Annotated in this window: 11 protein-coding genes and 3 pseudogenes; 7 read left to right on the top strand and 7 right to left on the bottom strand. The window is 61.6% G+C overall.

Annotation, left to right across the window (positions count from 1 at the left end; genetic code table 11):
* Nucleotides 1–200 precede the first annotated feature (200 nt).
* A complete protein-coding gene (locus CNO20_RS14485) occupies nt 201–5,357 on the top strand; it encodes a PAS domain S-box protein (protein WP_101296848.1) in 5,157 nt (1,718 codons plus the stop codon).
* A gap of 455 nt (nt 5,358–5,812) precedes the next feature.
* On the opposite strand, the pseudogene CNO20_RS14490 reads toward CNO20_RS14485, so the two are convergent.
* The 3 genes and pseudogenes from CNO20_RS14490 to CNO20_RS24390 all read right to left on the bottom strand — a co-directional run.
* Nucleotides 5,813–6,907 (bottom strand): annotated as a pseudogene (locus CNO20_RS14490) (RNA-guided endonuclease InsQ/TnpB family protein); the annotation flags it as partial.
* A 10-nt stretch (nt 6,908–6,917) separates the two neighbouring features.
* Nucleotides 6,918–7,262, bottom strand: a complete 345-nt coding sequence (locus CNO20_RS14495) for a hypothetical protein (RefSeq protein ID WP_233204212.1) — start codon at nt 7,260–7,262, stop codon at nt 6,918–6,920.
* A 28-nt stretch (nt 7,263–7,290) separates the two neighbouring features.
* Nucleotides 7,291–7,410, bottom strand: a pseudogene (locus CNO20_RS24390) (hypothetical protein); the annotation flags it as partial.
* A 439-nt stretch (nt 7,411–7,849) separates the two neighbouring features.
* Between CNO20_RS24390 and CNO20_RS22635 the strand changes: the two are divergent.
* The 4 genes from CNO20_RS22635 to CNO20_RS14520 all read left to right on the top strand — a co-directional run bounded on the left by CNO20_RS22635 (nt 7,850) and on the right by CNO20_RS14520 (nt 12,109).
* The gene (locus tag CNO20_RS22635) at nt 7,850–8,260 is read left to right on the top strand and encodes a DUF7344 domain-containing protein (RefSeq protein ID WP_143423220.1); all 411 of its coding nucleotides are present in this window, start codon (nt 7,850–7,852) and stop codon (nt 8,258–8,260) included.
* Nucleotides 8,261–8,324: 64 nt separating this feature from the next.
* Entirely contained in the window at nt 8,325–8,594 is a 270-nt protein-coding gene (locus CNO20_RS24395; protein WP_158237420.1) for a HalOD1 output domain-containing protein, read from the top strand.
* Nucleotides 8,595–9,240: 646 nt separating this feature from the next.
* Nucleotides 9,241–9,684 (top strand): SPW repeat protein, encoded by a 444-nt coding sequence (locus CNO20_RS14510; protein ID WP_101296851.1) that lies wholly within the window; start codon nt 9,241–9,243, stop codon nt 9,682–9,684.
* A 1,132-nt stretch (nt 9,685–10,816) separates the two neighbouring features.
* Nucleotides 10,817–12,109, top strand: coding sequence for a tyrosine-type recombinase/integrase (locus CNO20_RS14520; RefSeq protein WP_101296853.1), 1,293 nt, complete (start codon nt 10,817–10,819; stop codon nt 12,107–12,109).
* A gap of 52 nt (nt 12,110–12,161) precedes the next feature.
* Here CNO20_RS14520 and CNO20_RS14525 read toward each other — a convergent pair whose 3' ends face one another.
* The 4 genes from CNO20_RS14525 to CNO20_RS14540 form a co-directional block, all read right to left on the bottom strand.
* Nucleotides 12,162–13,595, bottom strand: coding sequence for an FAD-binding oxidoreductase (locus tag CNO20_RS14525; RefSeq protein ID WP_101296854.1), 1,434 nt, complete (start codon nt 13,593–13,595; stop codon nt 12,162–12,164).
* Between the two features lie 310 nt (nt 13,596–13,905).
* Nucleotides 13,906–14,823 carry a DMT family transporter gene (locus CNO20_RS14530; RefSeq protein WP_199174857.1) on the bottom strand — a complete coding sequence of 306 codons (918 nt, stop codon included), beginning with the start codon at nt 14,821–14,823 and terminating at the stop codon, nt 13,906–13,908.
* 103 nt (nt 14,824–14,926) lie between these two features.
* The gene (locus CNO20_RS23865; RefSeq protein WP_101296855.1) at nt 14,927–15,391 is read right to left on the bottom strand and encodes a DUF7970 domain-containing protein; all 465 of its coding nucleotides are present in this window, start codon (nt 15,389–15,391) and stop codon (nt 14,927–14,929) included.
* A complete protein-coding gene (locus tag CNO20_RS14540; RefSeq protein ID WP_101296856.1) occupies nt 15,388–16,287 on the bottom strand; it encodes a ParA family protein in 900 nt (299 codons plus the stop codon). The genes CNO20_RS23865 and CNO20_RS14540 overlap by 4 nt, the downstream gene beginning before the upstream one ends.
* Before the next feature lie 912 nt (nt 16,288–17,199).
* Between CNO20_RS14540 and CNO20_RS14545 the strand changes: the two genes are divergently transcribed.
* Together CNO20_RS14545 and CNO20_RS14550 are read left to right on the top strand one after the other, a co-directional pair.
* Nucleotides 17,200–18,207, top strand: a complete 1,008-nt coding sequence (locus CNO20_RS14545) for a HEAT repeat domain-containing protein (protein ID WP_101296857.1) — start codon at nt 17,200–17,202, stop codon at nt 18,205–18,207.
* A 298-nt stretch (nt 18,208–18,505) separates the two neighbouring features.
* Nucleotides 18,506–19,453: pseudogene (locus CNO20_RS14550) on the top strand (TIGR04347 family pseudo-SAM/SPASM protein); the annotation flags it as partial.
* Between the last annotated feature and the right edge of the window lie 15 nt (nt 19,454–19,468).

Raw genomic sequence — 19,468 nt, forward strand, 5'->3', positions numbered from 1 at the left:
TTCGTACCCTATATAGAAATTTCGTTGAAATTTACAGTAATTAAAACTTTTGACGAGAGCACCGATCCTCGATTCGGAATCTACCATCATAGTCTAGTGTGTTCGAAAATTGACGTAGGAGATACGTGGATTAAACCAACACTCTTTCTAGAGGTTTGTTGACGGAGGAGTAATCACGACGCACTTCCTCTTAGCTGAGTATGACCTCGTCGGATCCCACCATCACCCCCGAAGATGTGCTTACGGTGTTGAAACAGTCAGATGGCCCACGAACCCCGGTGACCGCGTCCGAGGTGGCAGCCGCTCTCAACTGCTCTGAGACGATTGCCGACGATAAACTCGCTATACTCGTCGAGCGTGGTGCGCTCCGAGCGAAGGAAGTAGGTGCCTGTGAACGCGTCTGGTGGCGACCTGCGTGCGACCCTTTAAAAGAGATCCCTGAAACTGTACAGTTCACCGCGCTCACCCAGGCGGTCACCGAGTACGCTATCTTTAAGCTCGATCGAGACGGGCGCGTAACCTCTTGGAACGAGGGGGCCGAACGCATCAAGGGGTACTCGGAGGCCGAAATTCTCGGCGCGCACGTATCGTCCTTCTATACAGACGCTGACGTTGACGCGGGCGTCCCCGAGACCAATCTCGCCAAAGCCGAAACCGACGGCGAGTGTACCGACGAAGGCTGGCGCGTTCGCAAAGACGGCACGCGATTCTGGGCCGACGTCTCGATCACGGCGCTCTACGGCGACGACGGTTCGGTGTACGGATACGTGAAGGTCACCCGAGACAGCACGGAGCGGCGCGAGTACGAACAACAGCTACGCCGCGAGCGCGATCTTCGCCAGCGCATCTTGGAGGCTAGCCCGATCGGCATCAGCTCACTCACGCCGGACGGGGAAATTCTCCTGATGAACGAACGTGCTACGGACATCGTCGGCACCGTGAAGGACGAGCAACTCGGGGAAACCTATAGCGGAGAGGAGTGGAGCGTCTACGATACCGACGGGCAGCCTGTTCCTCCCGAAGACCGTCCCTTCAGCCGGGTTCTCCAGACCGGCGAGCCCGTATTCGGCTTCGAACTGCAGGTCGAACGCCCGGACGGTGATCGGGCGTGGCTCTCCGTGAACGGCATGCCGGTCGTGGATTTGACGGGCGAGATTTCGCAGGTCATCCTCACCTACGAAGACATCACGACGCTCAAAGAACGCGAAGAGCAGCTCCGTGAGGCGCGGGACGTGAAAGATCAGATCTTGCAGACGAGTCCCGTCGGAATCGGCGTTTTCGCGTGTGACGGTACGGTCGTCGAAACCAACCGCCGAGCGGTGGATCTCCTCGGCTTCGAATCTTCCGACTTCGACGAATACGCGGTTGGTACCTTGGATGTGTATGATAGAGAGGGGCAGTTTATTCCTCCCGAAGACCGCCCAGTCACGCAAGTGTTCACCACAGGTGAACCTATAGAAGAACGCGGAATAAACTTTGAATCACCAGACGGGACGCGCAGGTGGCTGTCAGTCAGTGTCGCGCCACTCACGGACGGTTGCGGCGAAATCCAGCACGTCGTCGTTGCCGGAAAAGACATAACCGCGCTCAAGAAGCGTGAGCGCGCCCTCCAGCGTGAACGGGATCTCATCGACCGTATTCTGGATACTATTCCGGTGGGGGTTACCATATTTAACCCGGATAAAACGCTCGAACGTGCGAATACCCAGGCGATACGTAACCTCGGCTATGAGGACGGGTCTCCTACTGAGTATGAAATCGGAGATCTCGACATGTTGGATGAAGATGATGCTCTTGTCCCCATTGACGACCGCCCCTACGTCCGCGTTTTCGAGATGGGAGAGCCCGTGTTCGATGAAGTCATCCAGTACGAGCTACCGACGGGTGATCGTGAGTGGCTCTCGATCAACGCAGCACCGCTGTTCACCGAGGACGGCGAACTCGAGCGAGTCATCGTCGCCGGCAAGAACATCACCCGACTCAAACGCCAGGCTCGCCAGCTCGAACGGCAGCGGGACGAGCTCGAACGCGAGTTGGACGAGGTGTTCAAGCGGATCGACGACGCGTTCTTCGCGCTCGACGTCGAGTGGCGGTTCACCTACGTCAATGACCGCGCCAAGGAGCTCCTTGAGAAGCCCGGAGCGGAATTGCTCGACAGCAGCATCTGGGAGGAGTTCTCCGAGGCCGTCGGGTCGACCTTCCAAGAGGAGTACGAGCGCGCGCTGGCCACCCAACAGCCGGTGAGCTTCGAGGAGTATTATCCTCCACTCGACACGTGGTTCGAAGTCCGTGTGTACCCGTCGGAGACGGGTCTCTCAGTGTACTTCCGCGACGTGACCGAGCGGAAGGCACGCGAACGTGAGCTCGAGCAATACCAGCGGATTGTCGAGACGATCTGGGACGGCGTCGCGGCCCTGGACGCCGACAATCAATTCGTGATGGTCAACGAGGCGTTCTGTGCGATGACCGGGTATGACCAGGAGGAACTCCTCGGCGAACACGCGACACTCGTCCACAGCCCGACGGTCAATACGGAGGCTGCGTCGCTGACCGAGTCTGTGTTGGCCGGGGACTCCCCCTTCGCGACGCTGGAGTTCGACTTGACCGCTGCCGACGGGAGTACGATCCCGGTCGAGGGACGGTTCGGCCCCTACGAGTATGAGGACGGTACGTACGGACGGGCTGGCGTCGTCCGTGACGTCACTGACCGAAAGCGCCGAGAGCAGGAACTCAAGGCCCAGATCAGTCAGCAGAAAGCCACCGCCACGCTCGGCAAGCGCGCCCTTGAGGAGAGCGATCTCGGCCGTCTGATGGACGAGGCAGTCGAACTCGTTGCTGAGACGCTCGACACGGACTGCTGTAAAGTGTTAGAACTACTCCCCGACGGTGAGAACCTGCACCTCCGGGCGGGCGTCGGATGGCACGACGGGGTAGTCGGAACCACGTTCGTGGAGACCGACCGCGGCTCGCAGGCAGGCTACACGCTGCTGTCCGCCGAACCGGTGGTGGTCAAGGACCTCTCTACGGAAACGCGTTTCAGCGGCCCGGATCTCTTGACTGATCACGACGTCGTAAGCGGCATCAGCGTCGTTATCGGTTCGCCCGACGATCCCTGGGGGGTACTCGGTACACACGACCGCGCTCACCGCGAATTCACCGATCACGAGATCACCTTCGTGCAAAGCGTCAGTAATATCCTCGCAACAGCCATCGAGCGCGCCGATCGGGAGTTTCTACTCACCACCACGCAATCTATCGCCGAGGCCGAGACGTTTGAAGGTGGACTGGAAGCGGTCCTCGACGAAGTGTGCGACGTGACCGAATGGGAATACGGCGAAGCGTGGCTTCCGGCGGACGGCGGTCCGCTCGAACTCGTATCTGTAACCCACGCGAACGTACGTGAGCTCGACTCGTTCGTTTCGGCTTCACTCGAACGTCGCTTCGCGCCTGGTGAGGGGCTCGCGGGGCGAGTTTGGAAGTCGGGGGAACCGATCTGGATTACTGACGTTTTAGACACGCCGGGCAGCGAATTCGCGAGAGGCGAAGAGGCACGCCCTGTCGGGCTACGTACGGCACTCGGTGTCCCTATCGTGACCGAAAACGGCGTCGTCGGTGTGCTCAACTTCTTCATGACTGAAGCCCGCGGGAGCGACAGCTGGCTTATTAATTCCGTGTCTGCGATCGCGACGAAGCTCGGGGACATAATCGCGCGCCGACAGGCCGAGAGGGCGCTCGAGCGCGAGAAAGAACTCCTCGAGCAGATTCTGGAGATGAGCCCCGTCGCGATCACTGTTCTGACTGCCGAGGGCGAATTCGTTCGCCTGAACAGCAGCGCCGAATCGATCTTCGGTCTTTCCGAAGAGGAGATCGTGGGCCAGAAACATCTCTTTTCAGAGTGGCTCATTTACGACGAGAACGATCGACTGATCCCTCGCCGAGACCGCCCGTTTGCGCGAATAGTGGAGACTAGAGAGCCAGTGCTGAACTGGGAAGCCAAGCTGGAACGCTCTGATGGAACGCACATCTGGCTTTCCGTCAACGGTGCGCCGCTCGTCGGGAGTGACGGGACAGTCACCCACGTGGTCTTTGCGACAGAGGACGTCACCGACGAGAAACGCCGCGAATTAGACCTCCAACGTCAGGTCGAGTCGTTGAAACCGCTCAACCGCTACAACACTATTACGCAAGAGATTACAGAGACCATAGCGACGGCCCAGACCACGAACGGGGTAGAAGAGGCCACTTGTCAGGCGATAGCGTCGTTCGACCCGTACACGTTCGCGGTCACGGGCGAGTTTTCACCCGATTACGAGGAGTTTTTGCCGAGAGCCTGGGCGGGCATCGAACAGGGGGAACTCGAGGCGGTTTTAACGACCGATCCCGGGAAGGACCTCGTATCCGGGCTCGGTGCGATGGCGGCGAGGACGGGGACGGTTCAGGTTCTCCAGAGCACCTCGGGAGCTCTCGAGTCTCGCTCTCAGGTCGGCGAGGACCCGCAGTGGGCGTATCAGTCCGTTATCTTCGTTCCGCTTGCGTACAACGACGTCGTTCACGGCGTTCTCGGTGTGTTTACCGCTTCTCCGTTCGCGTTCAGCGAAGACGAGGCTGCGCTGCTTGAAGAACTTGGGCGGACAGTCGGACTCGCTCTCGTCACGGTGAAGAACAAACAACTCCTGTCAACGGATGTTGTCACCGAAATTTCATTTTGCGTGACTGATTCGGACCTTTTTTTCCTCAGCGCCTCTGAGGCGACTGGATGTTCGCTCACGCTCAACTTCCTTACTCCCGCAGAAGAGGGTACGTACGTAGTGTACATAGCTGTCGAAGGGACGAGCCCTGAGCAAATCGCCGGCCTGGCGAGCGAGTCACCGGAGGTTGTCGGTGCTCGGGTCCTCCGTGACTCACCGACGAAAACGGGAGGCAAGCTGGAGGTCACGTTATCCAGTTCCTCCCCGTTGATGCGACTCTTCGATTTCGGCGCTCAGTTGCACCAAGCGACCGTGGACGACGGCGTCGGACAATTCGTCATAACCGTCCCGTCCGGGGAGAGCACTCGATCAACGTTACGGTGGATCAAGAACCTCTTTTCGACGGTGGAGTTCGTGTCGAAACGGGATGTCTCACGGATCCAGAACGAGCAATACCTCTCGCTGAATTCGCTCGAAGGTAGCCTAACGGGTCGACAACAGGACGCACTCGAAACGGCATATCAGGCGGGCTACTTCGAATGGCCGCGCGAGAGTACCGCTGAGGAGGTCGCTGATGCGATGGGCATCACACCTCCCACGTTCCACCACCACTTGCGCAAAGCAGAGCGCGAACTCGTGACGGCGTTCCTGACCGCTACCTCGGAATAAGTTCTGTTTTTCGCCGAACCACAGCCATCCGATCGCTCTGGTGACGCGACCCCCGCCGTTTTTCCCGTCTTCGCCCCGTGACCGTTCATTAATCGCTCTTTTGGCACTACTACTCGCCGTAGGCACCTCTGTGGCTGCGTCCGTGAGTCGTCGACGCTTGTCGCTTGTCCTGTTCTAACACGTTAGAGGACCCGTGTCTGTGACCTGTACCCGGAAGCCGAGAGAGCGAGAGACGGACATCGAAATTCGACCGGCAGTTTCGGAAGCGTTGTCACCGAAGTGTCTATTCGTCGTTACCAGTCGTCCACAAACCCAAGCACGACCAGTAGATACCACAAACTACCCATAGAGACCGGACTTTACTCGAGTCACCCGAACGAGAAACCCGTTCTCGGAGTCCGCCGTTTGACATCCTCCCACGGCTGAAGCCGTGGGATTCCCTCCGGGTTGGGGTATTACGGTTCGCGGTCCACAACTTGTTCTCGCGGGGCGAACCGGCCCTCACTAGGGTCGAACAGGCGAACCGCTGGCTGTCTCGAAAACGCGAAGCGTTTTCGATGAGTCATCGAAGTGCCGGAGGCACTTCGAGATGCCAACCAGCCGGTATCCCTATCTCCTCCATCGCAGGCGCGATTCGGGAGTACCCTTCGTCTGATGTTTGCCGCACCGTTGCAGTCAGCGTTCCCGACGAATCCACAATCACGGACGTACAAACCACGTTCGACGCGTTGACGCTTGTCCGACTGCCCGCACGCCGAACACGTTTTCGACGTGCCGCGTTCGGACTTCTCGACCACGTCGATACCTTCGGATGCGACCTTATACGAGAGCATCGTCGTGAAGCGGCCGAACGCCCACCCGTGGAGGTCAAGATTGCCGTGGTCGCCCCAGTTGCGAGCCTCGCCGTTCTCGTCCTCGCGAATGCCGCCGAGGTCGCCGACAACAATCATTCCGACGCCGCGTTCGACGCACTCCGCAACGATATCTTCGACAGTGCGTCCGTCGGGCGGTGCATTTTCTGGCGAAACGCTTCGTTCACGGGAGGTCGAATCGTCAGTTTCGGCGCGTTTCTTGGCGAAGTAGTATTCGTCTTCTTTGAGCGCGCCGCCGGGGTACAACACGGTCTTGTCGCCATACGAGACGGTAGCGAGGCCACTGATGCCGAGGTCGATGCCCGCCACACCGTCGCCCGGTACGCTGGCAATGTCGATTTCAACGCGGCAGACGAAGTGCAACCGCTAGACACCGTGTTCGTACACCGCATGAATCTGTTGGACGTCCTTGACGGTCCGACCGACCGGCCCGATAACGTTGTATTCGCAGAGGACGAAATCGGACCGCCCGCCTTTGAGGTTCCGGCCTTTCGAGATGCGAACGCGGTTGTTCGCGGTGTCGTGCTTGAGGCCCGCCACCTTGAACGTGACTGTTGACCGTGGGTGGTCGTCGTTGTGTTTGCGGTAGCCGGGCGGATTCGCGTTCTCGTCCCCGCTTCCGCGCTTTTCGTACCAACTGGTGAACGCCTCAGCGAGTTCTTGAAGAACTCGCTGTGCTCAACGAGCGCTAGTTGTTCTCACCAGCCGGAGCGATACGTGCCTCGACCAGATTGAGTTGGTCAGCGAAGTAGTTCGCGCCCTCGGTCGCGAATCGGCGAGTGTTTCCCTCCGAGACGTCCACCTCGCGCGGCCTGTTGAACATGAGCGCGTAGAGCGCGGTGGGTGTCTCGGTGTAGCGGATAACCCACCCCTGGTAGTCGCCCGGGTTCTGCACCACGTTGATGTCCCGCCCTTGGCCGCCCTGCAGCAGGTCGATCGTCAGCGAGTTGGGCAGACTCCCCGTGACGGTGAACCGCGCCCGGGATGAAGTCGTTGGCTTGCACGAGCACCGACCCCGACTCTTGGGCGACAACCCTTCCACTCGCACCGACACCAAGCGCGAGCGCTCCGGTCGCTACCGCTCCCTTCTTCATGAACGAGCGGCGGAACTCACTTGATTGGCGAGCGCTGGTTCTCTTCCGTTCCTCCCCTCGGTTTCTCATCTTACCCTTCGTATTCATGGTCTCTCAGGACCAGTTTAGCCTCAGGTGACACCGACGGAGGGCGAGCGGGAAGTCGGTCTCACTGTGTTTCTAGCGTCGATGACTCGTATTTCGGCTGTCATCCGCCGTCTGAGACCCCGGTCAAGTCCTACCGGTAATCTAGTATCTGTAGCGGAATCTCCGTAAAATACTAGTCAAATGGATTAGAATTCCCGATCCTCATTCGGAGAGACAGCGAGAGATCCTGCTCGGTTCAGAAACACCCCCACGGCGCCGTAGACACTCGCTATCCGTGTGCGTTCAAAACGAGATACGATCACGACGAGAAGTGGCGGTAGTGCAAGAGGGCGTTCCGCGTCACTCGCGTCCGCCTTTCGGTTTGCGATATTGTAGAATATCTTACTCTAATTGATTCGACGCACGATCTATGCGATCATCGCCCGAAGGAGGGGTAGCTATGAATCCGAACGACGAGCGATCAAATTTACGGCCTCGGGGGTTGGACGCGTCGGAGTCTCCTGACTCGGAAGTGCTATCGTCACACGCGCTATTTGATATTCTCGCCGCGCCAGCCAGGGCGAAGATTCTCTCTTTACTCGTGCGCTGCTCGAATCCGATCGAGACGGAGACGCTGACCAGAGTCGTGGCCCTCGAGGACAAAGACGGAGTAGTCGACGCATCCTCCGTTAACGAGCGCGAGCGAGTTGCCGCCGCTCTCCATCACACCCACCTTCCGAAGCTGAGTAAAGTGGGACTCGTGAAACTCTCCCCCAAAACCGATGAAGTCAAGCTGATTGTCTCGCCTGACGAGTTGGAACCCTATTTGGCTCTCACGGACGTTCAGGGAAACAACACGTCTCATGAGTAGTTCGACGCGGCCAGTCGAAAAAGTCCGGGCGTTGTGAACGGCCGCCTCCGCGGAGAATAGCTCCATGACAAACGACGAGACTCCGATACTACTGCGGTACGAACTCTCCCCGCATGAAGCTCCGAGCGAAGGCGTCTACTTTGCTCTCGCTACGCTCTTACATCGTTCTCCTCTCGATCTGGATCCGCTCGACGACGCAGTGGATCCGGACGCGTTAGATGCGCTCTTTCGCCGCCGGAGAGGAGGCGAACTCCGATCCGTCGAATTCGAGTATCTCGGATACAAGATATGCGTTTGTGCGACTGAGATTCAAATACATAGGTCGAGCCCGTAACGACGTCCCCTTCGACGCTCTGTTTGCCCCCTCACGCGGCGCGCTCGGTCGGTGCGGTTTGGCCGCGAGAACTTTGGCAGACCCCTCCCCTCTACCGGCCCCTCTGCCCGAAAAAGCCAGTAGCGATTGCGTTATTGCGCCTCAAGCATCATTGGACGATTTCGGAGATGCAGGACGATCTACGACGGTGTCCGCGGCGGATCCCGAATCGGGATGCCGGGTAGAAACAGCGCTTGACGGCGATTAAAATGACCGAAATCGACAGAGTTGAATCACACAGAGAGCGGTAATGAGAAGTACTGAGTGGCGCTGAAATCGCGCTAGAACTCTGTGACTCTGTTGAAATCTCCAGTTCGTAACGCCGTTTCGGAGGCGCGCTGACTACAAAGGATAGGTTTCGCGCCCTTAGACGTCCACCCCGCTAGGAGAGGCAATCGGTCAGTAGAGGTGCTCCTCTGTGTTTAGAGAGCACAAATGACCCACTTCGCTTAACAGTAAGTAGATGAGAGATTAAGAACCACGCCGGCCATGAAACGATCCGATGTTGTGCCAATTTGATCAGAGAGGTAAGTACCGATATCTGTACGTTCAAGCTCTGTGGCCGCCATACTTATTGAAAACCGGGAGCTATACCCAGTCGCCAGTTATGAGTGACGCTACAACAGACCCTGAGACGACACGTGCTTCCGAAGACAACCGCTCCCGGAATACCCTCAATACGGACATGATGCAATGGCTGAGTGCCCTCGTCGCGTTGATCGGGTTGTACCTCGTCGCCTCGCCGTTCATCTTCGAAGCCACGGAGACGGCAATCTGGAACGACACGCTCGTTGGGACCGCGATCTTCGCCCTCGCCGGGTACAATTTCGTCCGTCTATCGAGAGATCGGTTGGCGAGCGTGGGCATCGCCTCGCTGACCAGCTTGCTCGGACTCTGGGCGCTCATTTCGCCCTACGTCATTGAAATGGGGAGCAACGAACTGGCGACTGGGACCGCGATCTCCGGGCTGCTCGTCGCTCTCCTCTCGGCCTACAACGCCTATGCCAACAACAAAGCCGACGCGCCTGAACGTACAGGCGCTCGCGCCTAATTCACCACCATTTCCCGCTCTCAACGGTTCGTCATCTGATAACCAGAGCGTCGTGAAAACGCAGCGGTATCCAGTTCTTTATGGGATTGCAGGCGGCAACACTCCGTCCCGTAGGGTGGGAGGAGCCACCTATAGATTGTGCTCGAAGTGCCGTCGCCGAAAGTGTGCGTAGTGGTGTTGAGTGAGAAGTATACCAAAAAGAACCATTACGACCGCAAACGGAATGGAAACAAAAAACGAGAGGTCATTGAAATAGCTGTTCGCTAATTGAGCGAGAGCGAGCAGCGTTGGGAGAAGGGAGATCATCGCGGACTGAACGGGAGTTGAGCGAAACATATCAGAGAACGCAACCTCGTCTTGAGTGGTCATCTGGAACTCGGTTCATGTGTTAAGAGAGCCTCCAATAACGTTTCGAATTTACTGATGGCCAAGCTATCGCGGGACTGGGGATCTGAGTTATAAAGACGTTGTCAATATTTCAGTTTAACTTTCCAGATCAGCCGAAATGACGCTCCTACTCATCATTCTGAGTGAGAGGCGGTTACTGTCCAGTGGCATGACCACGTTCAGGAGCCGGCTGTGAACACTTCAATATACTAGAAGTCAACACTTTAAGATACTAGAAGTTCTTCCATTCGGCGCCGGAATAGTACGGCGGTGGATAAACGCGCGAGGCGGGAAGTAAGAGAATTCTCTCAGCACTTCAAGATCAGACTACTGAAGTCGAGCTGACTAGCGTGTGCCGTGACCGCGTTTGGGGGCGTCAAAAGGAGTGATCGTAGAGAAGGAGTGGTGCGTTAGAACAGCCCTTACATCGCCTGTGAGTAGCAAATTTGGGCTAAAATCCGCTGGCAAACGCCCGTTTGCAGAACTCTGCCGCCTAGGTAGGGTGGTCTGCGGTATGGCCTTTTGCTATAGCTGGATATAGTTTATACGAATGAGGCGATCAATTCTCGTGTTTTCTTGGTACTCACACGGACTCTATGGGTCTGTAGGTACCCAAAACCTATATCACGTCCGACTCTAATCGTCTACCAGCCGAAAATGACTGTCTCAGAATCGAGAACCGACGGGGCGAGAGGTCTACTCGAGACGCGCTGGAAGCAACACGGGAACCGGCGGGGCGTCGGCCGTGAGTGACGCAGCGAGCTCGCCGCGAGGCCGCGGCTGGAGCGGCGTCGAAGACGTCCCCTGGACGCTCCTCGACCTGGACGAACTCGTCGACGCGTACTGGGCCGTCGTCGCGCCGAAACTCGAAGCCGACGGGCTGGACCCGAAACTCGAAAAACCGACGCACGGCTGGCTTCGAGAGCGCGATCTCCGACCGCTGCTCTACGCCCTCCGGGAACACCACGACAGGACGTTCGCCCAGTTCTGGGCCAAAGACCTGGGGCTCGAAGCGGACGAGGCGGGCTACGAGTGGGCGACGGACGACGACCGAACGATCGAGGCCGTAGAGTCCTTCCTCGCGTCGCGGCGCGAGCGCAAAGGGCTCGCGGAGTCGTCCATCGACACCATCCGGTATCGACTGAACCGCTACGTCCGAGCGTACCGGGAGGAGAACGGGACGGGCGACCTCGTGACGCCCGTCGCCCGCGACGGCGACGTTCCCGCCTACGAGGCGGTAGACGCCTGCTGGGCGGCGTTCGACCGGCTCCACGCCGAGCTCGACGGCGGACAGACCAAACGCCGGATCCACCTCGCCGTCTCGAACTGGTACGCCCACCTCGTTCGTCGGAAATGGGCGACGGTGAACCCCGCGGACGGCCTCGACGACGAATTCGACTGGTCCGCGACGAACGGCGACGGGGACGCGGACACGCCCTGTCTGGCGACCGAGCACGTCCGCGCGCTCTACCGCGCCGCCGCCGATGAGGAGGAACGCCTCCTGGTGCTCGCGCTCTGCGCGTGGGGGCTCCGCCCGAACGAGGTCGCTCGCCTCCACGCCCGGCAGTTCGTCCTCGACGTCCCCGACGGCGACGTTCCCTACATCGAGTTCCGAGAGCGGAAGAACGGCCCGGGCGAAGTGTCGCTCCTGTACGGCCGCGAGGAACTCGAGACTCGACTCGCGGCGGGCGCCGCCGACGACGAGTGGAGCGGATACCTGTTTCCGTCCCCGCACGCGTCCCGAGAGCACGTCTCCCGGTGGACCGTCTGGAACCGATTCCGTCGTCTCGCCGACCGCGCGGGGCTCCCCGACGAGATAGACGGCGTCTCCCCGTCGCCGAAGATGGGGCGGCGCTTCTGGTACGACGCGTACTCGTCGTCCCTCGACGTCGTCCTCGGGAGTCTCGACGAGATCGCCTCGGAGCAGGGAAGTTCGAGCGCCGAGGTCGTCCTGCGGAACTACCTCTCCGATTCGAGAGCGCGCCAGCTTCGACGCGAGCACATGCGCGAGCGGTTGGCCGAGGCGTTCGAGGGCTGAGCGTCGGTTCGGCTGCCAGCCCGTCCGCCATCTCCCGACGCGGTCAGATCCGTCAGGCGCTCTCGGTTTTCGGCGCGACGTTCTGGTTCAGTCGGAAGAGGTTATCCGGATCGTACCTGGTCTTCACCTCGACCAGTCGATCGTAGTTCTCGCCGAAGAGCGCCTGCGCGGGATCCTCGTGGAAGCCGGGGAAGTTACCGTAGGTGCCGCTGGCGACCGGCATCTCTCGGACTTCGGCGATGCTCTCGCGGACCCACGCGACGTTCGCGTCGCTGTCCGCGGGATCGTCCCAGTTCGCTTCGAAGGTGAGCATGTAGGGCTTGTCCCGGTGCCAGAAGGCGGTCGCGTCCCGCTCGACGTCGCTGATCGCCCCGCCCAGGTGCCAGAGATCGACCGTCGACAGCTTCGACGGGCTTTCCTCCCCCCGACGCACGAGGAAATCGATCACGTCGTCGTCGAGGCGTTCGAGGTACGTCGCTTTCCAGTAGTAGTAGCGGCCGTCCGGGTAGTCCTCGTCGAGCAGCGACTGCAGTTCGGTGTACGGCATGGGGCCGCTGAAGTCGACGATCGGTTCGGCCGTCGTCCGGAGGGGACGGAACTCTTCGGCGGCGTCGTCCGTCTCGCCGTCGTAACATCCGAGAAAGGCGACCATCGGCTCTCCCCACGCGTCCTCCGGGAACTCCTCCAGCTCGGGGACGAACCCGTAAAACGGGAGGACGCTCGCCCTCCGCGACGCGGTCTGGGTGTACTCTCGGAAGCGCCGCATGGCTTCGATCGCGACGTCTCCGCGGTGCAACACGAAGAGACCGTACACCTCGGGACCGACCTCATGTAAGGCGTACTCGAAGGACGTGACGACGCCGAAGTTTCCGCCGCCGCCTCGAACCGCCCAGAACAGGTCCTCGTTGTGCTCCTCGTTTGCGGTCCGGAGTTCGCCGTCGGCCGTGACGACGTCGACGGACGCGAGATTGTCGCACGCCAGTCCGTACTCGCGGCGTAGGTGGCCAACGCCGCCGTTGAGCGTCAGCCCGGCGATGCCGGTGTCCGAGACGACGCCGAGGGGCGTCGCGAGGCCGAACAGCTGCGTTTCCCGATCGACGTCCCCGAGGGTCGATCCGCCCTCCGCGCGGACCGTTCGCCCTTCGGGATCGACGCGGACGCCGTCCATCTCCGAGAGGTCGATGACGACGCCGCCGTCGCAGACGGCCGTCCCGGCCACGTTGTGCCCGCCGCCGCGGACCGCCACCAACAGGTCGCGGTCCCTGGCGAGGGTCACCGTCTCGACGACGTCCGCGGGGCCCCGACACCGGACGATGAGCGCCGGGCGCTTGTCGATCATGCCGTTCCAGACCCGACGCGCCGCGTCGTAGCCCTCGTCTCCGGGAGCGATTACCTCACCGCTGACACGTTCTTCGAACGCTCGTATCTCTTCCTCCGGTAGCGCTGTCTCCGGTTCCTCCCCCGCTGGTTTGCCGGCTTTGGCCATACTGTCGTGGGTACGACGCGATAGGAGAAATATCTTGCTTAATGTTGACATATATCATCCAGTACAGTACGGACCTCGACCACCTTCGAACTTATCGCCTTCAGTCACCCGCCGAAGTTCTCTTCCCGGCTAGAGTGAACTAGGGTGGACGGTAACCCGGTGACGGTCCTAGGAGGGGACGATAACCCGGTGACGGTCGGTCGTGCGCACGGCTTGCCCGGGTTTCGAGCGGTGGGGCCGCAAAGAGGCGCTCGAAAGGTGTCGTCGCGTCCGAGGTCCGCGCTTCGTCGGGTCGCCCTCGCAGTCTCGGCTACCCGTGCGACGCGGTCGAGGACAGGAGGTCCCGGAGCACGTCGTACTTCAGCAGCGCGAACCCGACGAAAATGACGCCGAAGCCGACGAGCGTCGTGGCCGTGATCGCCTCTCCGAGAAGTAACCACCCGAAGACCGTCGCGACGATCGGAATCGCGTAGTTGATGAGGTTCGTCTGGATCGCCCCCGTTTCCGCCAGGAGCGTGAAGTACACGGCGTAAGCGACCGCGCCGGCGAAGACTCCCACGTAGCCGAGGGTAACGAGCGCGGTGAACGTCCAGTCGATCGTCGCCGGCGACTCCCCGGCGAGGGCGCTCGCCGCGTGCACGGTGGCCGCCCCGAGCGGGAGCCCCCACGCGACCTCGGTCGTGCTCGGAAGCGCGGCGTCGACGTATCGGATCAGGACGCTCCCGAGGGCGACGCTCACCGCCCCGCACAGGAGTATCAGCCGGCCTCTGACGTCCGCCGCGAGGAGCCCAGTCGGGTCCGGATCGATGACGATTCCGACGCCGATCAGCCCGATCAACAGTCCGATCGCGCCGCGCGGCGAGAGGCGCTCGTCCGTCAACAGCGCGATCGCGAACACCGGGGTGAGGACGGGGGCGAGGCTGAAGACGATCGACGCCACGCCGCTCGTCGTGTACTGCTGACCGATGAAGAGGAGCGCGTTGCTCACTCCGAGAGCCATCACGCCGGTGACGAAAACCCCCGCGACGTCGCGCCGGGTTCGAGGGCGCCAGTCGTCCCGGGTGAAAAGGACGTACGGTAGCAGAATGGCGGCGGCGAGGTCGAAGCGCAGCGCGACGAACAGAAGCGGCGGAAAGTACGATAACCCGGATCGAGCGGCGACGAACGTCCCGCCGAAGAGGGTCGCGGCGACGACGAACAGCACGAAGTGGCGACAGCGCGCGTTCACTGCGCGCGTTTACGCGTCGAGACCGAATAACGATCCGCTACCCAGCTACTCTTTCCGGTTACGGCGTCCGGACGCGTCGAGCGCGGGGAGAGGGACTCGCCGATCAATCCAGGTACTCGATCCCCCACTCTCTGAGTATTTCGACGATGCCCTCCGGGTTGCGCTGGGCGAACACGTACGCCGCCTCGCGGAGGTCCGTCTTGTTCACTTCCTGTCCCAGCCGGTCCTCGACGGTCCGGCGGAGGGCTCGTTCGCCCTGTTGGACATCCTCGCGGAGGAAGAACGGCACCTGGTCGCGGTCGGCCTTCACGGACCTGTTTTTCAGCTGCCGGCGGGCGAGATACGGCAGCTGATCCGTCGACCGGGCCGCGAGAGGGGGCGATTCGGATTCCGGCGGCTCGCCAGCGGCGGCCACCTGGATCGACGATCCGCCGGAGGTCGGGGTCCCGTCGGACGCGAGTGACGCGTCCGACGCGTCTTCGTCCTCTTCGGACGTCGGGGCCGTTTCGGCGGCGGGTTCCGGTTCGAGCGCGTCGGCGAAGGGATCGTCTCCCGCACCCCGCTTCATGCGTTCGTCTCCAGCCCGTCGGATTCGGCCGCTTCCGGCGCCTCGGACGCGAGTCCGCCGGTCGCTTCGATGTGCCGAGCTAATCTGTCGTACTGCTCTAACGTTCGCATCTCGTGGTCGCGCTGACGGCTCCGGTGCTCCTCGACGTACTCGAACGCGGAGCACTGCTCGCGCCAACACCCCTCCATCAGCGACGTCCGCTTTCCGATGACGATCGGAATGTCGAACCCCGTCTCTTCGAGTTCGTCGAGGTAGTGGTTCTGGTCGTTGGTCCCCTCGTACTTGAAGGGGACGAGCGAAAGGACGCCCATATTCATCCCCAGGTGGCGCTCCAGCCCGTCGACGACCTCTTCGAGACCCGCGATCGACTGCTGTCCCTTCCCCGAGAGTTCGACCGGGATGACGACGTTCCGGGTCGCGTAGAGCGCGTTGTTCTGCGCCTGTTCGCCGTTCGCGGGCGGATCGACGACGAGAACGTCGTATCGCTCGTTCACGCCGCTTTTCCGGAGCACTTCGAGCAACTGGGCGTGCTTCGGGAACTCGTAGTCCGGGTCGCCGTGCGTCTGCTCTTCGATCTCGGCGGTTTTCAACAGCAGCTCCGTGAGGCGCTCGTGCATGTTGTGGGTCGGGAGGACGTCTATCCCCTCTTCGGTCTCCCGAACAAGGTCCAGAAGCTCCCCTTTCGGCCGGCCGATGAGGTGCCGGACGAGATTGTCCGCCTCGCCGTCCGCCCGCTCGTCGTCGACGTCGAACAGGTACGAGAGGCTCGCGTTCTGCGGATCGAGGTCGACGACGAGCACCCGGTGGCCGTGTCTCGCGTGCGCCACCGCGCAGTTCGCGGCCGTCGTCGTCTTGGCCACGCCGCCGGCTTCCGAATACACCGAATACCCGAGCATAACGGACTGATCGTATCTTCTGATCATAAAACTTCGTCAGACGATTCAATCACACTGTTTGGTGAGTGCAAATAGTCAGGCTAATCGACGAAACCCACTCGTTATTTTCTCTCAGTTGTTCGTTGAGAACGTCTTATCGGTTATACCATCTGGTTGCACTCTCCAGTTAGTCTCATCGGTTATACTGATTCGTTGTACTCTTCGATCGATCTTCGTACGCTGTCTCTTTTCCTATTCCGACCGGCTGAAGCGAACAGCCGATCCAACCGATTCCTTCGATCGACCGTCTCGATCGGCTCCTTCGATCAACCGCTACCGACGCCGTCGGCGCGGTGAAAGGGACGCAGTGTCGCCTCTCTTCGCTCGCCGATCCTTCTCCGTTCTCCGGTGACGGTACGAACCGGTACTCGCGCTATCAGAGTCGGCCGCAGAGGTACGCTGGCGGTGAAGAGGACGGGACCCCCCGAGTATTCGCGCCCGTTCCGGATTTCCGCCCGTAGCGGGTCGACGCGTCCAGCTCACGAGCGGTGAGAGCTGCCACCGGACCCGAAAGTCCGCTGCGAAGGCCGCCGTCTCGCCCGAGAGCTGGATCGAGCCGGGAACGCGACTCGATACACCACATATCGGTTTATCGAGATGGTGCACGCGTTCGGCGGTAAACGCCGTTAGAACGGTTCTATCGGGCGCTACCTCTCCGAGGGAGCCTTCCGGCGGAAATACGGTGAGCAGCGGGTGTCTGAGTCCCGGAAACTGGTTCGAAGCGAGTGGGACCTCGCCGGCAGCATCGCCACTGGGGCACGCGTGGGCGACGACCAACCCCCTTCGCGCACTTGTCGGCGAACGCACGCCCGCGGAAGACGCACTCGATTTATCACGCGGCGATGAGAAGGGGCAGGCACAACGGAACCTCCCATGAACGGGCAACCGCCTTCACCGGACGCCCTCATCGCCTTCCTCGACCAGGGGTGTCACGAAGAAGCGATCGCTCAGCTCGAACGGCTCACGACGGCTGAGACGGACATCCGGAAGGAGGCCCTCCGGAGGCTTCGAACGCTCACCGACGAGCGCGGGGGGCTGTCCGAAACGCTCCCGCCCGCGCTCACCCCGTTTTTGACCGACGAGGAGCGCTCGGTTCGGCTGACGGCTGCGAAACTGTTCGTCGCCGTCGCCGAGGCAACGCCGGGCGCCGTTGTCGGCGTCGTCGACTCGCTCGCTGGTCGGCTCGCTGATGACGAGGAGTTCTACTACGTCCGGGCGCGCTCGGCCGAGGCGCTCGGGTACGTCGCGATCGAACACCCCGACGAGGTCGCCTCGCCCGAAATCCTCGCAGACCTGCGGATCGGGCTGTCGTTCGACGAGCCCGAGGTGAAGGTGAAGCTGGCGAAGGCGCTGGAGTACGTCGCACTGGGGGACCCGAACCGACTCCGCCACCAGGTATCCAGCCTCGCCGAGCACCTCGACGACGAGAGCGAACTTGTCCGGTATCACCTGTGTACGGCGCTAGTCGCAGTCGGCTGCGAGCATCCCGAGACGCTCGCGGGCGCGAGCGGCGGGCTCGCGGCCCGGCTGACCGACGAGAACGCGTACGTACGCGGCAGAGCCGCGGAAGCTCTCGGACTGCTCGCACGCTCGGAGGCGGCGGATGCGTCGCTTCCGGAGGGCGACCTCGCGGCGCTGGCGGACGACGAAGAGCCGTTCGTGGCCGAGCGCGCGAACTTCGCGGTTGGCGCGGTCGCGGGCGACGGGCGAGAGACGGAGTTCCCCGACGGGATCGGTACCGTCGAGGCGATTCGCGGGACGACTGAGGGGATCGCCGAGGAAATCAGATCGCCCGACGGCGACGGTGAGTGCCCGCACTGCGGGCTCGCACTGCCGGGGACCCGGCCGCCGACGTGCCCGCGCTGCGGCGCGCCGTACTGATCCGACGCGGTCGGGCCGGTCCGGTGAGTGAAAACGCTTCAGCTGCCGGGTGACGGATCGCTCACGACGGTGCGCTGGTGTTCGCCCCGGACGGAAGCGCTTTCCGCCTCCGAAATCGCGTCGCGAGACCGCGCTGAACCCGTGCGAGTTCGGAGCCGAACATCATCGGGAGAAGCGTGTTCGAGCCGCCCCCCGCAACATCGCTTATGGTGGAAAACCCGGAACGGTATCGGATCGGCGAGCGCCCGCGCGACGCCGTCGAAGAGGAGTGGAAGAACGAAGGGCGCATCCGCGGGGCATGATCTCGATCAGCAAACTCCTGTGCGGGCTGGACGCGGAGGGCGACGGGCTCCGATACGACGCCGCCCGCGAGTCGTCGAAGCCGCAGATCACCGAGCGCAAGCAGCGTCGACCGGTCGTCGTGTGGAACCTAAGCAAGCAGTGTAACCTCTACTGCACCCACTGCTACGCGACCGCCGATACCGAGGCCGCCCCCGGCGAACTCAGTACGGAGGAGGGCGAGCGGCTGCTCGACGATCTCGCCGACTACGGCGTTCCGGTCGTCCTCTTTTCCGGCGGCGAACCGCTCGTCCGCGACGATCTGGTCGAGCTGGTCAGTTACGCCGACGACAAGGGAATACGCCCGGTCCTGTCGACGAACGGTACCCTCATCACGCCCGAGAACGCCCGGGAGCTCCGCGACGCCGGGCTCCGGTACGCCGGCGTCTCGGTCGACGGACTCCCGGAGCGTAACGACGCGTTTCGCGGTCGGGAGGGGGCGTTCGACGCCGCCGTTCGCGGTATTCGCGCGTGCCTCGACGCCGGGCTCAAGACCGGTCTGCGCTACACGATCACCGAGCGGAACGACGCCGACCTCCGCGGCGTCGTCGACCTCCTCTACGAGGAAGGAGTCAACCGCTTCTGTTTCTACCACCTCGACTACGGGGGGCGCGGCGCGGACATCGTCGACGCGGATCTGCCGCCGGAGGAAAAGCGAGCCGCGGTGAAGCGGCTCTGCGACCTGGCCCGCGAGTACCACGAGCAGGGCGAGGAGATCGAGACGTTGCTCGTCGGAAACTACGCCGACGCGGCGTACCTCGTGGAGTACGCGCGTCGCTTCGTCGGCGAGAGCGCGGCCGAACGCGTGTACGACTACCTCCGACGGAACGGCGGCGACCCGACCGGCGAACGGGTTGCCGACGTCGACTATCAGGGGAACGTTCACCTCACGCAGTTCTGGCAGGGGTTGCGTAACTGTTAC

Origin of the sequence: Halegenticoccus soli, assembly GCF_002844195.1 — an archaeon.
GTDB classification, from domain to species: domain Archaea; phylum Halobacteriota; class Halobacteria; order Halobacteriales; family Haloferacaceae; genus Halegenticoccus; species Halegenticoccus soli.